General features: G+C 39.5%; 26 protein-coding genes. 5 read left to right on the forward strand and 21 right to left on the reverse strand.

Features of this window, described 5'->3' with window-relative positions; translation table 11 throughout:
* Positions 1–24: 24 nt before the first annotated feature.
* On the reverse strand, positions 25–1,227 hold the full coding sequence (locus tag BDR01S_RS16600) for an ornithine--oxo-acid transaminase (RefSeq protein WP_066258513.1): 1,203 nt from the start codon (positions 1,225–1,227) through the stop codon (positions 25–27).
* A 192-nt stretch (positions 1,228–1,419) separates the two neighbouring features.
* On the reverse strand, positions 1,420–1,824 hold the full coding sequence (gene yugI, locus BDR01S_RS16605; protein ID WP_066258515.1) for a S1 domain-containing post-transcriptional regulator GSP13: 405 nt from the start codon (positions 1,822–1,824) through the stop codon (positions 1,420–1,422).
* Between the two features lie 231 nt (positions 1,825–2,055).
* On the opposite strand from yugI, the gene BDR01S_RS16610 reads away from it, so the two are divergent.
* Complete coding sequence (locus BDR01S_RS16610; protein WP_066258517.1) at positions 2,056–2,253, forward strand: helix-turn-helix domain-containing protein; 198 nt, start codon at positions 2,056–2,058, stop codon at positions 2,251–2,253.
* Positions 2,254–2,394: 141 nt separating this feature from the next.
* Here the strand turns inward: BDR01S_RS16610 and BDR01S_RS16615 are convergent, their stop codons facing one another.
* The 7 genes from BDR01S_RS16615 to BDR01S_RS16645 form a co-directional block, all read right to left on the reverse strand.
* Positions 2,395–2,658 (reverse strand): DUF1871 family protein, encoded by a 264-nt coding sequence (locus BDR01S_RS16615; protein ID WP_066258519.1) that lies wholly within the window; start codon positions 2,656–2,658, stop codon positions 2,395–2,397.
* Between the two features lie 57 nt (positions 2,659–2,715).
* Positions 2,716–3,093 (reverse strand): PH domain-containing protein, encoded by a 378-nt coding sequence (locus BDR01S_RS16620; RefSeq protein ID WP_066258521.1) that lies wholly within the window; start codon positions 3,091–3,093, stop codon positions 2,716–2,718.
* A 93-nt stretch (positions 3,094–3,186) separates the two neighbouring features.
* Complete coding sequence (locus BDR01S_RS16625; RefSeq protein WP_066260348.1) at positions 3,187–4,383, reverse strand: alanyl-tRNA editing protein; 1,197 nt, start codon at positions 4,381–4,383, stop codon at positions 3,187–3,189.
* A gap of 135 nt (positions 4,384–4,518) precedes the next feature.
* Positions 4,519–4,929 carry a hypothetical protein gene (locus BDR01S_RS16630; RefSeq protein WP_066258523.1) on the reverse strand — a complete coding sequence of 137 codons (411 nt, stop codon included), beginning with the start codon at positions 4,927–4,929 and terminating at the stop codon, positions 4,519–4,521.
* A gap of 99 nt (positions 4,930–5,028) precedes the next feature.
* Positions 5,029–5,571 carry a superoxide dismutase family protein gene (locus BDR01S_RS16635; RefSeq protein ID WP_066258526.1) on the reverse strand — a complete coding sequence of 181 codons (543 nt, stop codon included), beginning with the start codon at positions 5,569–5,571 and terminating at the stop codon, positions 5,029–5,031.
* Between the two features lie 94 nt (positions 5,572–5,665).
* Complete coding sequence (locus BDR01S_RS16640) at positions 5,666–5,875, reverse strand: hypothetical protein (RefSeq protein WP_066258528.1); 210 nt, start codon at positions 5,873–5,875, stop codon at positions 5,666–5,668.
* Positions 5,876–5,970: 95 nt separating this feature from the next.
* Complete coding sequence (locus tag BDR01S_RS16645) at positions 5,971–6,711, reverse strand: peptidylprolyl isomerase (RefSeq protein ID WP_066258531.1); 741 nt, start codon at positions 6,709–6,711, stop codon at positions 5,971–5,973.
* A gap of 111 nt (positions 6,712–6,822) precedes the next feature.
* Between BDR01S_RS16645 and kapB the strand changes: the two genes are divergently transcribed.
* The gene (gene kapB, locus BDR01S_RS16650) at positions 6,823–7,206 is read left to right on the forward strand and encodes a kinase-associated lipoprotein KapB (RefSeq protein ID WP_174523459.1); all 384 of its coding nucleotides are present in this window, start codon (positions 6,823–6,825) and stop codon (positions 7,204–7,206) included.
* A 38-nt stretch (positions 7,207–7,244) separates the two neighbouring features.
* Here the strand turns inward: kapB and kapD are convergent, their stop codons facing one another.
* From kapD to BDR01S_RS16695, 9 genes are all read right to left on the reverse strand, one after another.
* Positions 7,245–7,868 carry a 3'-5' exonuclease KapD gene (gene kapD, locus BDR01S_RS16655; RefSeq protein WP_082797467.1) on the reverse strand — a complete coding sequence of 208 codons (624 nt, stop codon included), beginning with the start codon at positions 7,866–7,868 and terminating at the stop codon, positions 7,245–7,247.
* A 184-nt stretch (positions 7,869–8,052) separates the two neighbouring features.
* The gene (locus BDR01S_RS16660; RefSeq protein ID WP_066258535.1) at positions 8,053–8,436 is read right to left on the reverse strand and encodes a hotdog fold thioesterase; all 384 of its coding nucleotides are present in this window, start codon (positions 8,434–8,436) and stop codon (positions 8,053–8,055) included.
* A gap of 114 nt (positions 8,437–8,550) precedes the next feature.
* A complete protein-coding gene (locus tag BDR01S_RS16665; protein WP_066258537.1) occupies positions 8,551–8,829 on the reverse strand; it encodes a hypothetical protein in 279 nt (92 codons plus the stop codon).
* A gap of 117 nt (positions 8,830–8,946) precedes the next feature.
* Positions 8,947–10,455 (reverse strand): leucyl aminopeptidase, encoded by a 1,509-nt coding sequence (locus tag BDR01S_RS16670; protein ID WP_066258538.1) that lies wholly within the window; start codon positions 10,453–10,455, stop codon positions 8,947–8,949.
* A gap of 119 nt (positions 10,456–10,574) precedes the next feature.
* Positions 10,575–11,075 carry a stationary phase survival protein SpsC gene (spsC, locus tag BDR01S_RS16675; protein WP_439951484.1) on the reverse strand — a complete coding sequence of 167 codons (501 nt, stop codon included), beginning with the start codon at positions 11,073–11,075 and terminating at the stop codon, positions 10,575–10,577.
* Between the two features lie 234 nt (positions 11,076–11,309).
* Positions 11,310–11,633, reverse strand: coding sequence for a YuiB family protein (locus tag BDR01S_RS16680; protein ID WP_066258540.1), 324 nt, complete (start codon positions 11,631–11,633; stop codon positions 11,310–11,312).
* Positions 11,634–11,805: 172 nt separating this feature from the next.
* On the reverse strand, positions 11,806–11,931 hold the full coding sequence (locus BDR01S_RS25830) for a YuiA family protein (RefSeq protein ID WP_169801454.1): 126 nt from the start codon (positions 11,929–11,931) through the stop codon (positions 11,806–11,808).
* 156 nt (positions 11,932–12,087) lie between these two features.
* Positions 12,088–12,579 (reverse strand): NUDIX domain-containing protein, encoded by a 492-nt coding sequence (locus tag BDR01S_RS16690; protein WP_066258546.1) that lies wholly within the window; start codon positions 12,577–12,579, stop codon positions 12,088–12,090.
* An 83-nt stretch (positions 12,580–12,662) separates the two neighbouring features.
* On the reverse strand, positions 12,663–13,880 hold the full coding sequence (locus BDR01S_RS16695) for an NAD(P)/FAD-dependent oxidoreductase (protein ID WP_066258548.1): 1,218 nt from the start codon (positions 13,878–13,880) through the stop codon (positions 12,663–12,665).
* Positions 13,881–14,343: 463 nt separating this feature from the next.
* On the opposite strand from BDR01S_RS16695, the gene BDR01S_RS16700 reads away from it, so the two are divergent.
* Positions 14,344–15,342, forward strand: coding sequence for an NAD(P)/FAD-dependent oxidoreductase (locus BDR01S_RS16700; protein WP_066258552.1), 999 nt, complete (start codon positions 14,344–14,346; stop codon positions 15,340–15,342).
* A gap of 45 nt (positions 15,343–15,387) precedes the next feature.
* Here BDR01S_RS16700 and BDR01S_RS16705 read toward each other — a convergent pair whose 3' ends face one another.
* Together BDR01S_RS16705 and BDR01S_RS16710 are read right to left on the reverse strand one after the other, a co-directional pair.
* Positions 15,388–15,753, reverse strand: a complete 366-nt coding sequence (locus BDR01S_RS16705) for a HesB/IscA family protein (RefSeq protein WP_066258554.1) — start codon at positions 15,751–15,753, stop codon at positions 15,388–15,390.
* Between the two features lie 129 nt (positions 15,754–15,882).
* On the reverse strand, positions 15,883–16,122 hold the full coding sequence (locus BDR01S_RS16710; RefSeq protein WP_066258557.1) for a YuzB family protein: 240 nt from the start codon (positions 16,120–16,122) through the stop codon (positions 15,883–15,885).
* A 223-nt stretch (positions 16,123–16,345) separates the two neighbouring features.
* On the opposite strand from BDR01S_RS16710, the gene BDR01S_RS16715 reads away from it, so the two are divergent.
* On the forward strand, positions 16,346–17,413 hold the full coding sequence (locus BDR01S_RS16715; RefSeq protein WP_066258559.1) for an NAD(P)/FAD-dependent oxidoreductase: 1,068 nt from the start codon (positions 16,346–16,348) through the stop codon (positions 17,411–17,413).
* Between the two features lie 46 nt (positions 17,414–17,459).
* Here the strand turns inward: BDR01S_RS16715 and BDR01S_RS16720 are convergent, their stop codons facing one another.
* On the reverse strand, positions 17,460–17,786 hold the full coding sequence (locus tag BDR01S_RS16720; protein ID WP_066258562.1) for a YuzD family protein: 327 nt from the start codon (positions 17,784–17,786) through the stop codon (positions 17,460–17,462).
* Positions 17,787–17,918: 132 nt separating this feature from the next.
* Between BDR01S_RS16720 and BDR01S_RS16725 the strand changes: the two genes are divergently transcribed.
* The gene (locus tag BDR01S_RS16725; protein ID WP_235846593.1) at positions 17,919–18,176 is read left to right on the forward strand and encodes a NifU family protein; all 258 of its coding nucleotides are present in this window, start codon (positions 17,919–17,921) and stop codon (positions 18,174–18,176) included.
* Positions 18,177–18,205: the final 29 nt, after the last annotated feature.

The following is an 18,205-nucleotide window of genomic DNA, read 5'->3' on the forward strand; positions in this document are numbered from 1 at the left end:
TTTTGCACCCCTAGTTATTATTAACTACGCTCCTAGTACGTTGTTTATCCTCTCTATTGCCCAATTCAATTCCTCTTTACTGATAATCAACGGCGGTGCAAACCGAATCACCGTGTCATGTGTTTCTTTACAGAGTAGACCTTGGTCTTTTAATTGTTCACAATATTTGCGTGCAGGCGCGGTTAGTTCAACACCTATAAATAAGCCGCGACCGCGAACATCTTTTATTAAGGGATTTTTAATTTCTTTTAATTTATTGAGAAAATACTCGCCAAGTTCAAGGGACCTTTTCGCAAGTTTTTCATCAATTAACACATCAAGCGCAGCGATCGAAACCGCACATGCTAATGGATTTCCCCCGAAGGTAGAACCGTGCGAACCTGGATTGAATACACCTAATATCTCTTTATTTGCAACCACACAGGAAATTGGGAATACTCCGCCGCCGAGTGCTTTACCGAGGATATACATGTCAGGAGTAATTCCTTCCCACTCACAAGCAAACATTTTCCCAGTCCGGGCCAAACCTGCTTGAATTTCATCAGCAATAAACAGAATATTGTTCTCCTTACATAAATCAAAGGCCGCCTTCATAAAGCCTTCAGGTGGAATGACAATCCCAGCCTCTCCTTGGATTGGTTCAATTAGAAAAGCGGCTGTATTAGGTGTAATCGCACCTTTTAACGCCTCTAAATCACCATAAGGGATAAGTTTGATCCCTGGAAGCATCGGTCCAAATCCGCGTTTATATTCATCATCTGACGATAAACTGACAGCAGTCATCGTCCTGCCATGGAAATTTCCTACACAAGCAATAATTTCTGCTTGGTTTTCAGCCACACCTTTTACATCATAACTCCAGCGGCGGGCCGTCTTCACAGCCGTCTCTACGGCTTCCGCACCTGTGTTCATAGGCAGAACCATTTCCTTCTTTGTTAATTGACAAACCTTTTCATACCACGGTCCAAGCTGGTCATTGTGAAAAGCTCGAGAAGTTAACGTAACCTTATCTGCTTGATCCTTAAGGGCTTGAATAATTTTGGGATGACGATGTCCTTGATTTACCGCAGAATAGGCACTAAGCATGTCCATGTATTTATTACCTTCCGGATCTTCTACCCAAACACCCTCCGCACGGGTGATGACAATTGGCAATGGATGGTAGTTATTTGCACCGTATTTCTCTGTTTTTGCGATCAATTCGTTTGTATTAACATTCGTACTCATAAAGACATTCCCTCCGTTTCGACACAAAATTGTGTACGCATAGTTCTATTGTAGCCGAGCATGAAAAAAGAATGAATACTTCTTCAAAACTTTATTAATGAAATAGTCTATATTTTTGTATAATTTATGGCGTAAAAAAAAAAGCCTGGACCAATCGCTAATCATAGCAATCAGTCTAGACCTTTTTGGAAATTATTTTTTGATTAAATCTTCACGTTGTGACTGGTCGATCCATTCTTGAAGCTTATCTTTTAAAGTATTAAAGCCTTGTTGGCCTTCCACTTCAGGGATAATTGCAGCTGCTTGGCGTTTACGAGGCTTCTTTGCCTTTGGAGCTGCCTGTTGAACAGGTGCTTCTTCCGTAGCACGAATCGACAGACCAATCTTGCCTGCACCTTCATCTACAGATAATACTTTAACCTTAATCTCATCGCCTACTTTAAGGTGGTCATTAATATCTTTAACATAACCATGTGTAATTTCAGAGATATGGACAAGGCCCTGGGTATTATCGTCAAGCGCGACAAACGCACCATATGGTTGAATTCCTGTAACTTTACCTGTTAAAATACTTCCAGCTTCGATCTTTTCTGACATGAAAACACTCCTAATTAAATAATTATTTTATCCACTCTATACGCATTATAATATTATATCATAAAGTATGACTTTAAACAAAAAATATTATAAATAAATTTGAATCCCGCCTATTCGAATCAGAAATGTCTGAAAATCTTAACATAATGTTCAAGTTGTACAGGCGAAAAATTTACCAAACGTGATACACTAATAGTGAGGAAATCTATTTTTAAAGGAGAGGTGAACCAGTTGAATACAATCGGCCAAACCATTAAAAATGCACGTGAAATGCTCAACATGTCTCAGGAGGAACTGGCACAAAAAGTCAGAGTTGGAACACAAACCATTGAGAAGTACGAATCCGGAGAGCAAATTCCAAGTAACCAGACACTGTTAAAGTTATCTACTGTTTTAGAACTGCCTGCTGTAGAATTATTACAGCAGTAACTGACGGGCTTGTAAATTTTTTCATAACTGTATAAAAAAGGGTAATACTGGAAAAGCTTAATTTCATAAGGCTTTCTAGTATTCCCCCTTTTTGAAGTGGACATCCATTATTGGAATGTCCCTTTTTTTTGCTGTAAATTTTTAAATAGAGCAAGAATCATTTGCCTTAATGGATAATAATTCTTTTGAAACTTTCAAACATTTTTCGATTGGTATTACTTTTTCAAATGAAAATTCATAAATACTTTGTATTTTTTTTGCTAATTTATCACAGTCATCCAATTCATGAATTGCTTGAATCGTATCAGCGATTTCTGTTTCATATCCTCCGTGGGTCAATTGGAATGGATCCCACTCATTTAAAACGTCCACATATTGCAAATTTATTTGCAGCTCTTTTCTCATATTCTTTAACCCCTAATTTTTCGCTTTACACTAGTATATCATAGTGCGTCCTTTTACTTATTTGAGGACATACTCTGCTAACACACTTTGAAGTTCGTAAATGTTGAGGTTCTTATTAAATTGTTTTTGTAATGGCAGCGCATTTCCGGAAATCCATATTTTCAGTTCTGCATCTAAATCAAAGTTACCAGCTGTTTCAATGCTGAAGTGAGTAATATTTCGATAGGGAATGGAATGATATTCAACCTTTTTTCCCGTTAAACCCTGTTTATCCACTAATATTAAACGTTTATTCGTAAAAATAAACATATCACGAATTAACTTATACGCTTTATCGATTGTTTCATTTTGGGAAAGGACTTTCCCAAACTCCCTTTCTACTTCGGCAGCACTTACCTCAGATGCATTACCCATTAAACCATCTAAAAATCCCACTAGCTACATCCCCTCAGAGTATGAATTTTCTTTACGTTCATCCTTATCCTTTGTTAAATAAGCACTTTTATATTCTCCAGGGTCAACCCGGTATTAATGTGCTGTTTCAACTAAATACTGCAACATTTGCTCCCCTGACATCAGAGCGTCACCGCCACCTTGGGCAAAAGCGTCGTTTCCACCCCCCTTTCCATTAATGAGAGGAAGAGCAGCGGAGACTACCTTTTTCATGTTTTCAGTTCCAGCTGTTCCCCTTGCACAAACGACCTGCAGTCGATTCTCATTTTGTGACACGAAGTAGACCATTGCAGTATCATCTTCAGTAGTAATAATCCGGGCTAGTTTCTGCAGCTCTTGAATGGTACGGTTTTGAAATACTTCACAAACGAGTTTCCTTTCATTCACTTTACTTCTTCCTAGTAATCTCTTCGCCTCATATTGAAGCAGGTCTTCCTGTGCTTGTTCAAGGTTTTTTTCTAATGATTTATTAGTTTCAAGGAGGCGAAGAACAACTTGTTCCATTTCCTTTTCCGGAGCATTAAGTATTTTTGTTAATTCTAAAAGCACCTGTTGCTTTTGCTGAAACTGCTTCAATACTCGTTTGCCACAAACAAATTGGACACGCACTTTTTTCTTTTGTCTTTCCCAATCCAATACTTTTACCGAACTAACCTCGCCAGTAGCCTTTGGATGTGTCCCCCCGCAGCCGTTATAATCAAAGTCTGGAATGATAACCAGCCGAATGTCGTCTTTGACCTTTGTCTCTTTCCGTAACGGATATTGCGACAATTCTTCTTCCGTCACCCATTTAACCTCAATTGGTCGGTTCTCAAGGATGATTTGGTTAGCCAGTCCCTCTGCTTTTTGAACTTGGTGCTCGGTAAGAACTTCCGTCTCTAAATCAATCGTAACGATTTCTGCACCTAAATGGAAACCGATAGTCCTGTACTCAAATAACTGATCAAACGCCGCCGATAAAAGATGCTGTCCAGTGTGCTGCTGCATATGGTCAAATCGTCTCTCCCAATCAATCGTACCTGCTATTTCCTTATTGGTGTCTAGAATTGGTCCTTCGAGGTAATGACGAATTTCCCCATCGATTTCTTCAACATTGATGACGTGTTGATCAGCAAGGGTTCCTATGTCGTGCGGCTGTCCGCCACCGGTTGGATAAAAGGCGGTTTGTTCCAAACAAACATACCAATTGCCAGTAGAATCTTGAGCTTGTTTAATCACCTTTGCCTTAAAAGTTTTTATGTATGCATCTTGATAATACAGCTTGTTCTCCATTTTTGTATGTACGCTCCTATATTTATTTATAAACTTATTGTCTTGAAAAAAGGAAAATAAAGCAAGGGAAAACAAAACTGTCCCCTCGGTAGGAAGGAACAGTTAGTCTCTAACTTTCATATATCTTAGTTGTTACTATTTTTCTTTACGTTGTCCAAAAGAAGGTGGTTTTTGCACAGTTTGCTGTTGTCCGCCCATCATTTGTGGAAATCCTGGTTGTTGGCCGCCCATCATTTGCGGGAAGCCACCCGTGCCTTGCGGAAATCCTGATTGCTGTCCGCCCATCATTTGCGGAAATCCGCCCATGCCTTGTGGGAATCCTGATTGTTGCCCGCCCATCATTTGCGGATAGCCGTGGTATGGGTACCCATGTTGCTGATGACCGCCCATCATATGTGGATAGCCTGGTTGTTGGTATCCCCCCATTTGCGGGTAGCCTGGTTGCTGAAATCCTCCCATTTGCGGGTAACCAGGTTGCTGAAATCCTCCCATTTGTGGGTAACCTGGTTGTCCCGGAAATCCTCCAAAGAATTGTCTTTTTTCCATTTAATTCGCCTCCTAAATAGTCTTCATGCTAGTGTATGTCCACTTTTAGGATTCGTTTAGATTCCTACCTATATAGGAAATATATTCTTGGCAATTCAATTAATCTTGTGCTTTCTGTTGACCTGGCTTTTTATTTTTGGAGATATCACCACAGGCAATCCGTTTGCCAGAGTCCCCTGCTGGTTGTGTCATGCCATCATCTTTTCCTTCGTCAATCACAATCGAAGTTCCTGTTTTTGTAAACAAGGAGGTTTTTCCACTTTTTAAGGTGACATTAGGTGCGATTAAATCTATCTTAACAGACCCATCATCCCCGGCGATTAAATTTGGCAAATCGCCGGCATGAGCACCTTTGGGATGAAGAAGTCCATGTTCCTTATTGTCAGGGTTAAAATGGTTGCCCGCTGATTTAAAATCTGGGGCCTTACATTTTCCGCCATCATGAATATGAATTGCATGCTCCCCTGCAGGGAGGCCTTTTAAATCACCGGTTAGCTTCACGCCCTTAGATTGCTCAGCTACCTTTACTTTCCCGAGCGAATCTCCCACGCTATTAAACATTTCCACATCCACTTTTTTGATTTCTTCTTCCATACAACCTGCCAGAAGGAGCAGTGGAATCATTAACCAGCTTTTCTTCATATGTATACCCCCACACTAGACAATTTGCGCTTAGTATGGACATTTAGCACTTCCTTTATCCTCTCTAAGCATAAAGAAAAGGAACAGTTGGATGTTAACTGTTCCCTTGGGGTGGCTGCTGATTTTTTAATTGTTCTTCTAATTGTTTTGCTTTCTGGGCTTCTCGTTTAGAGACGACAATGATTAATCTCATTGTTAGTAAAGCTCCAATTAAAAAGATCACAAAGGTAATCGCAGCAGGAATATATTCTGATTTATCTTCCGGAAAGTATAAAAACAAGGAAAGTACCAAGGAATGAAACATTTTTCTTCTCCCTTTCTATAAAGGAAATGCTCTAATAGTTAATTATAGCAACAATTAATGTTTCGTTCCAGTTTATGAATTCGAGAATCAGGGCTTTATTTTAAAATCTTAATATCTTTAATGGTAATATCTTTTTCAGGTTTATCTTGGGCACCAACTGATGTACTGGCAATTTTATCAACAATATCCATGCCATCAATCACTTGGCCAAACACAGTATGACGATGATCAAGCCATGGAGTTCCACCATTTTTATTATAGGCGTCTATTATTTCCTTTGGATAGCCAGCCTTGGCCATTTCTTCCTTCATTGCTGGATCAAGTGAGCTGCTTTGAACGATAAAAAACTGACTGCCATTTGTGTTGGCACCGGAATTGGCCATGGATAACGCTCCGCGCAGATTATACAGATTTTTTGAAAATTCATCTTCAAAAGGCTTTCCGTAAATGCTTTCCCCGCCAGTTCCATTCCCACTTGGGTCACCGCCCTGAATCATGAAATCCTTAATGACTCTGTGAAAAATCAGCCCATCATAATAGCCTTCCTCGCTGTGTTTTACAAAGTTTTCAACAGCTTTTGGTGCATACTCAGGGAATAATTTAATTTTAATAGTACCCATCGACGTTTCCATTTCTATCAGCTTTTCATCTTTGGAAACCTCGGTTGAAAGTTGAGGATAAACACCATTTTCCACTTGTTGGTCCCCTTCCGCCTTTTCCGTTTTGGGTGTAGTAGTCTTCGTTGTGGTTTCTTCTTTCTTAGTGCTTGTCCCACAAGCAGCCAAAACTAAAACAATCGTCAATAACGTAAAAAGGATTTTCATATTCTTCCTCATATATCATTCCTCCATTTTTTTACTTTAACCGAAATTATTTATTTCGCACATTGTTTTTAATTTACTATGTTTCATATTAAAATGGAAGAGGAAACGCGAAAGGGAGTGTTGATGGTGTCGGAATTAAAAATCGGAGAGATTGTTACTGCAATTTATAAAACAGGAAAATATATTGGAGAAATAACGGAGGTACGACCTCAAGCCTATTTAGTAAGAGTTCTTGCAGTGCTTAAACACCCGATGCAAGGAGATTTACATAACCCGAAGGATGCAGACGTGCTTATTTTTCATGAGAGAAAAGCTCTCAGTTATCGTGAGCAAGCTAATATTCCTTTTAAGATGGTCAAGCCTTTTGAAAGTGAAGTTCCTGACTATACGGACTCCTTAAAAGAGTCGTTAGCCAAAATGAAACAGGAACTGGCAGAGTCGCCTTCAGAATGGGCTGAAATGAGCCTTAAGGCATTAGAGTCGCTTGAAAAAGATTACAAAATATAAAATGCTAAAGGCCAAATCAGTTTGAATGATTTGGCCTTTTATGCGAATTCGTTTAATAATTTTGAGAAATCGATCCGGTCACCAATGGTTGTTGGTTCTGGTTTTTCTAAATAACGTTTATCCTTTTCAACCAGCTTGAATATATTAAAGGTAGTCAACGCATCATCCAGGGCTCGGTGATGCCTGCCTGTCCCTTCTTTGCCATATTCCTGCACTGCTTTCCAGAGACCGGTTTGATTTTGATCCCCAAAGAAGCGTTTATATTCCATGGAAAGATCTAATTCAGCTGCATTTAACGGAAATTCAACCCCTGCCTTTAAGCAATTATGCCGAAGTACCTTCATATCCATATTCCCCCATGTAACAATGGTTGTTTCATAATTAAGCTGATTGAACTCCTCCAATTTTTTAACCAGTTCAAAAATTGATAACCCCTTGTCTACTTGCTGCTGAGTAATATGTAAAAAGGATTTACAGCGTTCCGTTAGTCTTGGGAATTTCAGTGGAGTCACAAAGGATGAGAATTGTTCTGTTACTTGGTCATCAACAACCGCAACAATTCCAACCTCGATTATTTCTGCATAAAAGTCCTTCATGCGAACATTGCGTTCAGGCATTGTAAACTCAAAATCGATAAACAAATATTGCCGCTTTGCTCTCAACCATTTCACCACCTTTACGTTTCCTTTTATTACATTATATAAAGAAACCTGTACAAAAAATTGTGCTTTTTTTCTATTTTTTTATTTCTTATATTATAACATGAAATTAAAGTTAATTTTTTAAATTTTTCATCAATAGTACCTTAAAAAGCATGGGAATGACTCCATCCTTATTTAAGTCTTTTTATCTTTTTAATTTAATAACGGCCATCGTACATCTGGACACACAAACAAGGCGGTCTTGCTCGTCTGTAATTTTTATATCCCACACCTGAGTGGTTTTCCCCTGATGAAGGACAATACCAATCGCAGTTACGATCCCCTCCGTTTTGGGACGGACATGATTCGCATTAATCTCTTGCCCGGCAACTGCCTCTAGTTCCTTATCAACCAACTCATACGCCCCTACACTCGCAACCGTTTCCGCTAAGGCGACAGAGGCCCCTCCGTGTAGGATTCCAAAAGGCTGGCGAGTCCTTTCATCTACAGGCATGGTTGCGATAACCTTTCCTTTTTCAATGTGGGTAATCTCAATCCCGAGGGATTGAAGCAGTGTATTTTCAATCATTCCTATACCTCCTCTATGTAATGTTGTCTTTTTATTCTATTCGCTTTATTTATTAATTTTCCTTTAAAAAATCGCACAACATAAAAAAACAGCCCAAGAGCTGTTTCTCTTTTATTAATAGTAATACGGGGCTCCGAAACCAGGTGCTCCAAAACCAGGAGCTCCGAAACCAGGGGCTCCAAAACCGGGGGCTCCAAAACCGGGGGCTCCAAAACCCGGATACCCAAATCCAGGGTATCCGAATCCTCCGTAAAATGGACGTGCTGCAAATGAGGCACCTAGTCCGCCTCCTAATAAACCTCCTAAAAAGCTAAGCCCACCTATTGCCAATGGCAATCCAAAACCTATAAACCTTTGATCTTGTACTGGGTAGGGACTTCGATAAGGGTACATATAACCATACCTCCTTTTGCTCTATACTTGCCTACTCTATTTCATATGCGAAAAGGAGGAGGTTGGAGTGGGCTAGAATTAGCCTAAAAAACCCCCGGAGACACTCCGGAGGCTTCGCTATTTTTCAATTGGTTCAAACCGTTCTACAAATAAGGCAAGCGTCCGGGTCATAACGCCTGTCGCTCCTGCAGGACCTAAATCATATGCTTTGGACGAAGTTGCTGTCCCAGCGATGTCTAAGTGTACCCACGGGGTTCCTTCGGCAAATTCACCGATAAACGCACCGGCAACCAGGGCATGGCCTTCACTGCCGGGCGAATTATTTAAGTCAGCTACTTTACTGTTTCTTACCCGCTCGATCTCCGTTTCAAATAATGGCAATTGCCACATCTGCTCGCCAGCTTCGACAGAAGCCTCCAATACCTGTTGATATAATTGATCATGGTTGGTCATGGCTCCAGTTGTGTGGAGACCAAGTGCTGTGATCACCCCACCTGTTAAGGTGGCAACATCTACTAGATAATCCGCACCATGATGCTTGGCATAGGTAACTGCATCCGCTAACACAAGGCGGCCTTCCGCATCTGTATTTAACACCTCAATGGTTTTCCCGCTCATCGATGTAATCACGTCATCCGGCTTAAAGGCATGACCGCTAATCATATTATCTGTGGATGGGATGACCGCGACCACGTTTTGCTCTGGCTGGGTCTCACCGATGATTTCCATTGCGCCAAGCACGGCTGCAGCTCCGCCCATGTCCGTTTTCATCCCAACAATACCTGCTTTGGTTTTAATCGAGTAACCGCCTGTATCAAAAGTAATTCCTTTTCCAACGAGGCCGATGACATCCTTCCATTCGTCTTTCCCCTGATATTTAAGGACAATCATTTTTGGCGGCTCAGTCGACCCTTGGTTAACGGCAAGGAATGCACCCATTCCAAGCTTTTCAATCTCTGCTTTATCAAGAATTTCTACTTCGAAATCATACCTTTCAGCAAGTTCCTGGGCATAATTGGCCATGCGTGTTGCTGTTAACAAATTGCCTGGGATATTAACGAGTGTTCGTGCAGAATTAGTTGCTTCTCCAAAAGCAAATCCCACAGTAAGTGACGCATGGACTTCCGCTTCCTCATAAGCACCAGAATAAATCGTAACTTGCTCGAGTTTTTTCTCAGGTACATTCGATTTTTGTTTGTAGCCTTCAAATTGGTAAGTGGAAAGGGAGAGTGCTTCACTTAACGCATGTGAGGCATCTAAGCCACTTACTTCCTCTGTGGTGAAGGAATCCAAATAAACAGCTGTTTCCTCAAGCTTGCTCTTTTGCACTTCTTTAAATAGCCTGCCAAACGCCTCTTTAAGTTTATCAAAGGTTAAATCCTTTTCTTTTCCAAGACCTACAAACCAAATTCGTTTGGCGCCAATTTTACCGAAGCTATGTACTTTACTGATACTTTTTAACTTTGCCGAGATATCCCCAGATTTCACCAAATCTGTAAGTTGTCCTTCAAACCCCTGATCAAGACTCATCAAAAGGCCTGAAAATTTTTCCGGTTTATCAAAAAGACCTATAATTAAACCCTCATGCTCAGTAGATAGGTTTAATTCCTTTTTCACATCAAACAAATTACTTCACCTCCATCATATTCGAATTTAATTATAACCAATAAACCTATTTATTTCGACTAACTAACCATTTAAAATGAACATTTTGTCAAAATAAAAAACAGGCATGCAGCCTGCTTCTATCGCTTCTCGGTACTAATATACTGCCCGCGAAATACTTGCATCGCTTTATCTTCATTTAATGCTTTAAGTGTTTGCTCGGTTAGTTTCCCATTACCTTTTTGAACAACATAAATGTCTAACTTCTTTTTCCCCCATTTATTATAAACATCGTCTACCGTTTCATAATAAAGGTCTAATTCATTTCCTTTTATGGCCCCGCCCTTGTCAGCAACAACGCCATACCCGTATCCCGGAATAAAGAGAATTGTTCCGATTGGGAAAACAGTTAAATCCGCTGCGACAGTTGAAAATAAATCACGTTTGACTTTTACGCCTGAGTAGGTAATCCCATATTCCGGGTGACCTTCACTCTTACCTGTTGATTCAACACCGGCAGTATACCCAGTGGCTGTAACATTTAGCTTAGGATATTTAGACCAATCAATTTCGTCTTCTAAGGAACGTACGGTTCCGGATACCGTTTTAGTGGTTGAAATAACAGTGGCAAATTGCTTCATCAGCGACTCGGCATTTACTCCAGAAATAGATTGGAAGGTCGCTAATATTGCCATCAAGAAAAGACACAACATAGCAAATCGCCTAGTCCAATTTTTAATTTTTTTCATAAAAATTTTTCACTCCTCCCAAAATATTCATTCCCAAGCTGATGGAAATTATTCAAAAAAAGAGGAAGGAAAATTTTTCATTAAAATTTTATATTAAAAAAAGACCTTTACCCGGGAGTAAAAGTCTTAAAACATCTGATATCCATTTTTCCGTAGCAGCTTTATCGTAAAACCAGCAGCTACCGCACCAGCCAGTCCACTAATTAATATAAGAATATCTGCAGTTGCTAAGGAAGAAAACCTTTGGCCCAATTCGTTAAAGGCCATTTTGCTATTTGTAAAATATTCACTAAAACTTACTTTATCAACAATAAAAATTGCCACAATCGGATAAACTACTGCCATAACCCATGACATTCTGAGAAGCATATTTAGGATAAATCCAATTCCAAAAAATAATACAAAGAATAATAAAATCGATATGATTAAGACAACAATGCTCATTTGCATCCGAGATTCCCCCTTATACATCAACATTTAGTGTACTTAATGTCGAAAAGAGAGTCAATATTTACGAATTATTTTTACATTCCAAAACTTTCCGGATGCAGCGCTCCGCCTTTTTTCCACAAAAAAAAGCCCTCCGAATAGTATCGAAGAAGCGGTAAATGAATAAAACAGCTTATTCTTTTTTCTTACCAGTTCCTTCGCAGCAAGTACAGGTTTCCGATCCCCCAAGTACCAGCTGAAAATAGCCTTTCCCGGAACAGTAATCACAAGTTTTTGAGTCCAAACTCTTAATTGTCATTTTAAATCATCTCCTTAATAATTAACTTAATTTTCTGATAATATATCAAGAATCAGCTAAAATGGAAAGGCCTGAATTTAGGCAAATTCCCCCAAGAAAACGGATACACATTAAGAATTCTTTCATTTACTAAGCGTCACATAAATTTTCTAAAAATTAAAAAAATAATTTATATGCCGTATACCCAAACTGATCACCAGGATTTAGGTCACTAATTCCTGGCTTCGAGAAGGAAACATTATTTTTTATCAGATATTGGAGCACAACCGATGAGTCTTTCTCGAGAAGCAGTTCTTCCGGTGCCATAAATCTCGCTTCAAACAGTTCGTTTTCTTGATGAATAACCTCGCCCTCTTCTATCGGCTCCAGCAGGAAATGGAGCAAATTATCACTGATTTCACCTTTAATAACACCAGTTCTCAGTCCCATGAACCCCTTTACCTGACATTTAATACCGGTTTCTTCCCAGACTTCCCTAATGACCGCTTCATCTGCAGTTTCTCCCGCCTCTACAAACCCTGCCGGCAAGGACCATTGACCTTTTAAACCGCCATATCGTTTCTTGACGACAAGCCATTGTCCATCTTTAGACTTTACCAACCCGGCAACAGCTAACCAAACCTTCCCACGTTTTTCGCGACTGCTCATTTAAACTCCCCCTCACAGAATTCATTATTTTAATCATATCAAAAAGGGACAGATTTCTCTGTCCCTTTAGGTTAACAAATTTTTTAGAATACGTTAAACTTCCCTTTTTTCAATACCAGGCCAGTGCCACCAATCATGTAAAGAGAACGATTATCGACTACTTTTTTCATAAAGGATGCTTTTGCACCGGTAATTTTTTTACCAAATACAACTCCGATTGCATCATCTTCACCAAGCGAGCAAACTGTCCCTTTATTATCGAAGTGGAAAGTTTCAAGCTCCGATTTATTACGAACTAATGCTGCGATATTGCGGGCACAAACTTCCCCTTGCTGCATGGCAATTTGTGCGGTCGGAGGATACGGACGATTGATTTCCTCATTAATCATTAGTGCGCTGTCACCAATCATGAAGATATCCTCAAAGCCGGGAACGCGTAGGTCCGGCTGGATTTTCACTCTTCCTCGCATTGCTTCGAAACCTGATTTTTCTACAATCGAGTTTCCACGAATTCCGGCAGCCCAAACTACAGTACCAGCCTTAATTTCACGTGGTTCCTCCTCGCCTTTTGCAACAAAAATTCCTTCTTCGGTAGCTTCCTTAATGGCAGTGCCAATAAAGAATTCCACACCTTTTCTTTCCAATTGCGAAACGGCGTAATTCACTAATTCTGGTTCAAAACCAGGGAGGACAGTTGGTGCAGCCTCAACACAAATAATTTTTACTTTATGAAAATCCACATCATATTCTTGGCATAATTCCGGGATTCTATTGGTTAATTCACCTAAGAACTCAATTCCTGTAAATCCGGCACCACCAACAACAATAGTCAAACGGTTGTCGTTCTTTTCTTCTTCCATATTGTATGTGGCAAATTGATATTCAATATGTTCACGTAATTGACGGGAAGAATTTACATTAGAGATTCCAAATGCATATTCTTTTAATCCTTTAATACCGAACGTTTCTGGTTCGCCGCCAAGGGCGATCACAAGGTAGTCATAGCTGACTTCGCCTTTTTCTAGGATAACTTTCTTTTCCTCTTTGTTGATTTCTACGACTGTATCTTGTACAAAATCGACTTTACTGCGGTCAATTACACCACTAATATCATAACGGACACGATCATGATGCAACGTGCCTGCTGAAGCTTCATGGAGCCATGTAGTTTCATAATGGTAATCATTTTTATTCACTAATACAATATCCGCTTCATTAACACCGATTAATTTTTGTAAGCGAACTGTTGTCATTAGTCCACCGTAACCAGCACCAAGAATAACAATTTTAGGCTTTCTCAAAGTGATCACTTCCACCTTTTATTTTATTTGAATAAACCCTCTTTTTCTTAGCTTCCACTGCTTTAACCTTTTTTATTTTGAATAATAGAAAAATGTATGTGAGATAATTCACGTATGAGTCTAAAAAAAACGAACTTCATTGGTATGGATATAGATTATCGCAGAAGTTAGTACGCTAAGAGTGTAAATAGTTCCAATGAGTGTCACAAATTTTTGCTATTTATGTCACAAAAATTTAACAATCTATCCTCCATACATCTTATGCTACTTTTAGAGGATTATCAAGCGATATTTATAAATTATTTAACTTTAATAGATAAGTAATTTGCATCTCGCTCATCATTTTGTTTTTGTTTTAAATATTGCTTCTGTTGCGAATATTAGCTCATAAAGATGTGAGAATTTTTTATTTTATGATATTATAGTGATTGGAGTTTCTAACTACGAGTTGGGGGGTTACGGGGTGCAAGAAAATCAAAAAGTTTATGACATAACGATCATCGGTGGCGGTCCTACCGGTCTATTTACTGCCTTTTACGGTGGAATGAGACAAGCATCAGTCAAAATCATTGAGAGTTTGCCACAGTTAGGCGGGCAATTATCAGCGCTTTACCCGGAAAAGTATATTTATGATGTGGCTGGATTCCCAAAAATCCGCGCTCAAGAATTGATAAATAATTTAAAAGAACAGATGCGCAAATTTGAACCTACTATTGCCCTTGAGCAATCAGTTGAAAAGTTAGAAAAGCAAGCGGATGGTACGTTTAAATTAACAACAAATAAAGAAGTCCACTTTTCAAAAACGATAATTATTACCGCTGGAAATGGCGCTTTCCAACCGCGTCGGTTAGAGCTAGAAAGTGCTGCCCAATATGAGCGCAAAAATCTCTATTACTTTATTGAGGATTTAAATCAGTTTGCAGACCAAAAGGTAGTCGTTTTTGGCGGCGGAGACTCTGCCGTTGACTGGGCGTTAATGCTTGAGCCTATTGCTGAAAAAGTTTCCATTGTTCACCGCAGAGATAAATTCCGTGCTCACGAACATAGTGTGGAAAACTTATATAACTCAAAAGCAGATGTAAAGACACCTTATGTTCCTGCTGAACTGATTGGCGATGAAAGCGGAATTAAGCAGGTTGTCCTTGAAACGGTCAATGGTGAAGAGAAAGTAACACTCGATGTGGATGCTGTTATTTGTAACTATGGTTTTGTCTCATCGCTTGGACCAATTAAGGAATGGGGTCTAGAGATCGAAAAGAACTCGATTATCGTCAATTCAAAAATGGAAACCAATATTCCGGGCATTTATGCTGCTGGCGATATTTGTACCTATGATGGAAAAGTGAAATTAATTGCTTGTGGTTTTGGTGAAGCACCAACTGCAGTAAACAACGCAAAAGCCTTCATTGACCCAAAAGCAAAGATTCAGCCTTTACACAGCTCATCGATGTTTAATAAATAAGAAAAAAGCGTCCATTTGCAGGACGCTTTTTTCTTATTTATTATTTTAGCATTCTTCCGGTGTACCAGTTGCCGTAGCCGTTTTAAATGAAGAACCACAGCCGCACGACGCGATGGCATTCGGATTGTCAATCGTAAAGCCGCCGCCCATCATGGATTCTTTAAAATCAATCTTTGTCCCTTGTAAAATGGGTGCACTCTCTTTATCAACTAGCACTCGAATCCCAAATTGTTCAAATGTGAGATCATCTTCGTTTACTGTATGTTCAAAACCCATCCCATAAGATAAACCGCTGCAGCCACCGCCTTTTACGCTGACACGTAACAGTGCACCTTCTTCTTCGTTATGCTTCATCATTTCTTTAATATGCAACGATGCTGCTTCTGTTAAAATAACCACTTCATTACTCATTATGATCCCCTCCTTAATTGAGGCTTTTCATTAATTATATACACGAATTGTTAACTACTCAAATAATACGATTCCCTCATAATAACATATGAATATATAAAAATAAGGAAGCGGCAACGCTCCCTCATTTTAAAACATCGGATTCTCTTCCAAATATTGATAAATGTTATCTACGAGTTCATCGGCAGTTTTCCCTGTGACAATTTCGCCATTTACTAGAGCATATAAGGTAGTTGCACATTTTCCGCAATATCCAAGACATCCATATTCTATAATATCCAAGTTAGGATCTTTTTCTAATTTTTCAAGTGCTTTTTGTGCACCATTTGCAAGATTGCTAATACAAAATTCGATGATGGGTTGAATCATTACTTTCACCTCTCCACAACTAATTATCCTACTCCATTTCATCTACTTCGTCAATTAACATGTTCGCTGTATCATTGTCAAGAAAGCCTCTATAAATGTTGTTATTTTGACACATTTTAGATATACTCGTATGTGGGAAATAAACGAAATAATTATTCTACTTATTTTATTGCTCACTAGGAAGCATTTATATGATAACGGGATATTCAAAGGGGAAATACTTATGAAAAACCTTGTAATTCTAGGTGGTGGATATGGTGGAATGAAGATCTTAAACGAACTTCTTCCCAACCATTTACCAGACGATGTGAAGATAACTCTTGTGGACCGTGTACCCTACCATTGCTTAAAAACAGAGTACTACGCCTTAGCCGCAGGAACGATTTCAGATAAAGAGATTCGAGTTGATTTCCCGGTACACGATCGCTTAGAAGTAAAATATGGGGAAGTCATCGCGGTGGAAACATCAGATAGAAAAGTGGTTATGAGAGATTTGGAGCCTATTGCCTACGATGAGCTAATTATCGGTCTTGGCTGTGAGGACAAGTACCATGATGTACCCGGCGCAGATCAGTTCACTTACAGTATTCAGAGTATCGAAAAGTCGCGTCTCACCTACTCCGTCTTAAACAATCTGGGACCTGAGTCGGTTGTTGGTATCGTTGGGGCAGGACTTAGCGGTGTAGAGTTAGCAAGTGAATTAAGTGAAAGCCGAGAGGACCTTAACATCAAATTATTTGATAGGGGCCAGCATATTCTATCATCTTTCCCGGAACGATTAAGCAAATATGTTGAAAATTGGTTTAAAAAGAACACTGTCGAAATTATCAACAATTCCAATATTACTAAGGTAGAAGAAAATGTATTATACAATCACGAAGAGCCGATCCATTGCGATGTTATTGTCTGGACCGCAGGAATTCAGGCCAATAAAGTTGTCCGGGATATGGACGGGGAAAAAGATGGAATGGGCAGACTTGTCCTTACCCCACTCCATCATTTGCCGAATGATGAACATATCTTTATACTCGGGGATTGCGCAAGTCTTCCCCATGCACCGAGTGCTCAATTAGCAGAGGGCCAAGCGGAACAAATTGTTGAAGTACTCAAAAGACGTTGGAATGGTGAAGAGCCGCCTGCTTCCTTCCCACAAATCAAACTAAAGGGAATTCTTGGTTCCCTGGGGAAAAAGCATGGATTTGGGATGATGGCTGACCGGGCCATCACAGGACGAGTCGCGCGTATGTTAAAAACGGGGATTTTATGGATGTACAAATATCATAATGGGTGAACGAACAAGAAGAAGCATTCCTTTGTGGAGTGCTTCTTCTTGTTTGTTAATTAGCCTTATAACCGTGTTTTTCCAACTCTGCAAAAACAGTCTTTAAGCGAGGGTTTCCTTCACCAACGATTTTTTCCTTAATAACTACCACTGGATAAAACATGTCCTTTTCGATTACCTTTTTAGCAAAATCGAGTTTTTCACTTTCCCCAGTCGGCTGGTAAATATCAACATAAGTTATTTTAAAGGGTTGGTCCGGAAATTTCCTGGCAATCGCTGCCTCCAGCCATTCAAACGTTTCTTTGGAGGAAGGTAAATTAACACAACTTGGGCATAATTGCTCGGCTCCATAAACGACAATCTCTACTTCTTGATTATTCATTTTTTCATTCCTGCCTTTTTTAATTCAGCTTATCTCATTTTTACTATAAAAACCAAGAAAATGTCTTTAAATGTGTGTTTTCCTAATTTCTGATAATGGATTTTTAACGCCGATGACATTATAATATAAGTTATAGGAAGGGAGTCGATTAATTTGGCAGAGCAAGAAATTTTTGAACAAGTTCAAGAAGTACTAGATAAATTACGTCCATTTCTTCTTCGCGACGGCGGAGATTGTGAATTAGTAGATGTTGAGGAGGGTATTGTGAAACTTCGCCTGCTAGGTGCATGTGGAAGCTGCCCAAGTTCAACCATCACACTAAAAGCCGGTATTGAAAGGGCTCTTTTAGAAGAAGTTCCTGGCATCGTTGAGGTAGAACAAGTATTTTAAAACGAAAAGCGGAAGCACCCGTTTAGCGG

It is taken from the genome of Neobacillus drentensis NBRC 102427 (genome assembly GCF_001591445.1).
GTDB lineage: Bacteria > Bacillota > Bacilli > Bacillales > Cytobacillaceae > Neobacillus > Neobacillus drentensis.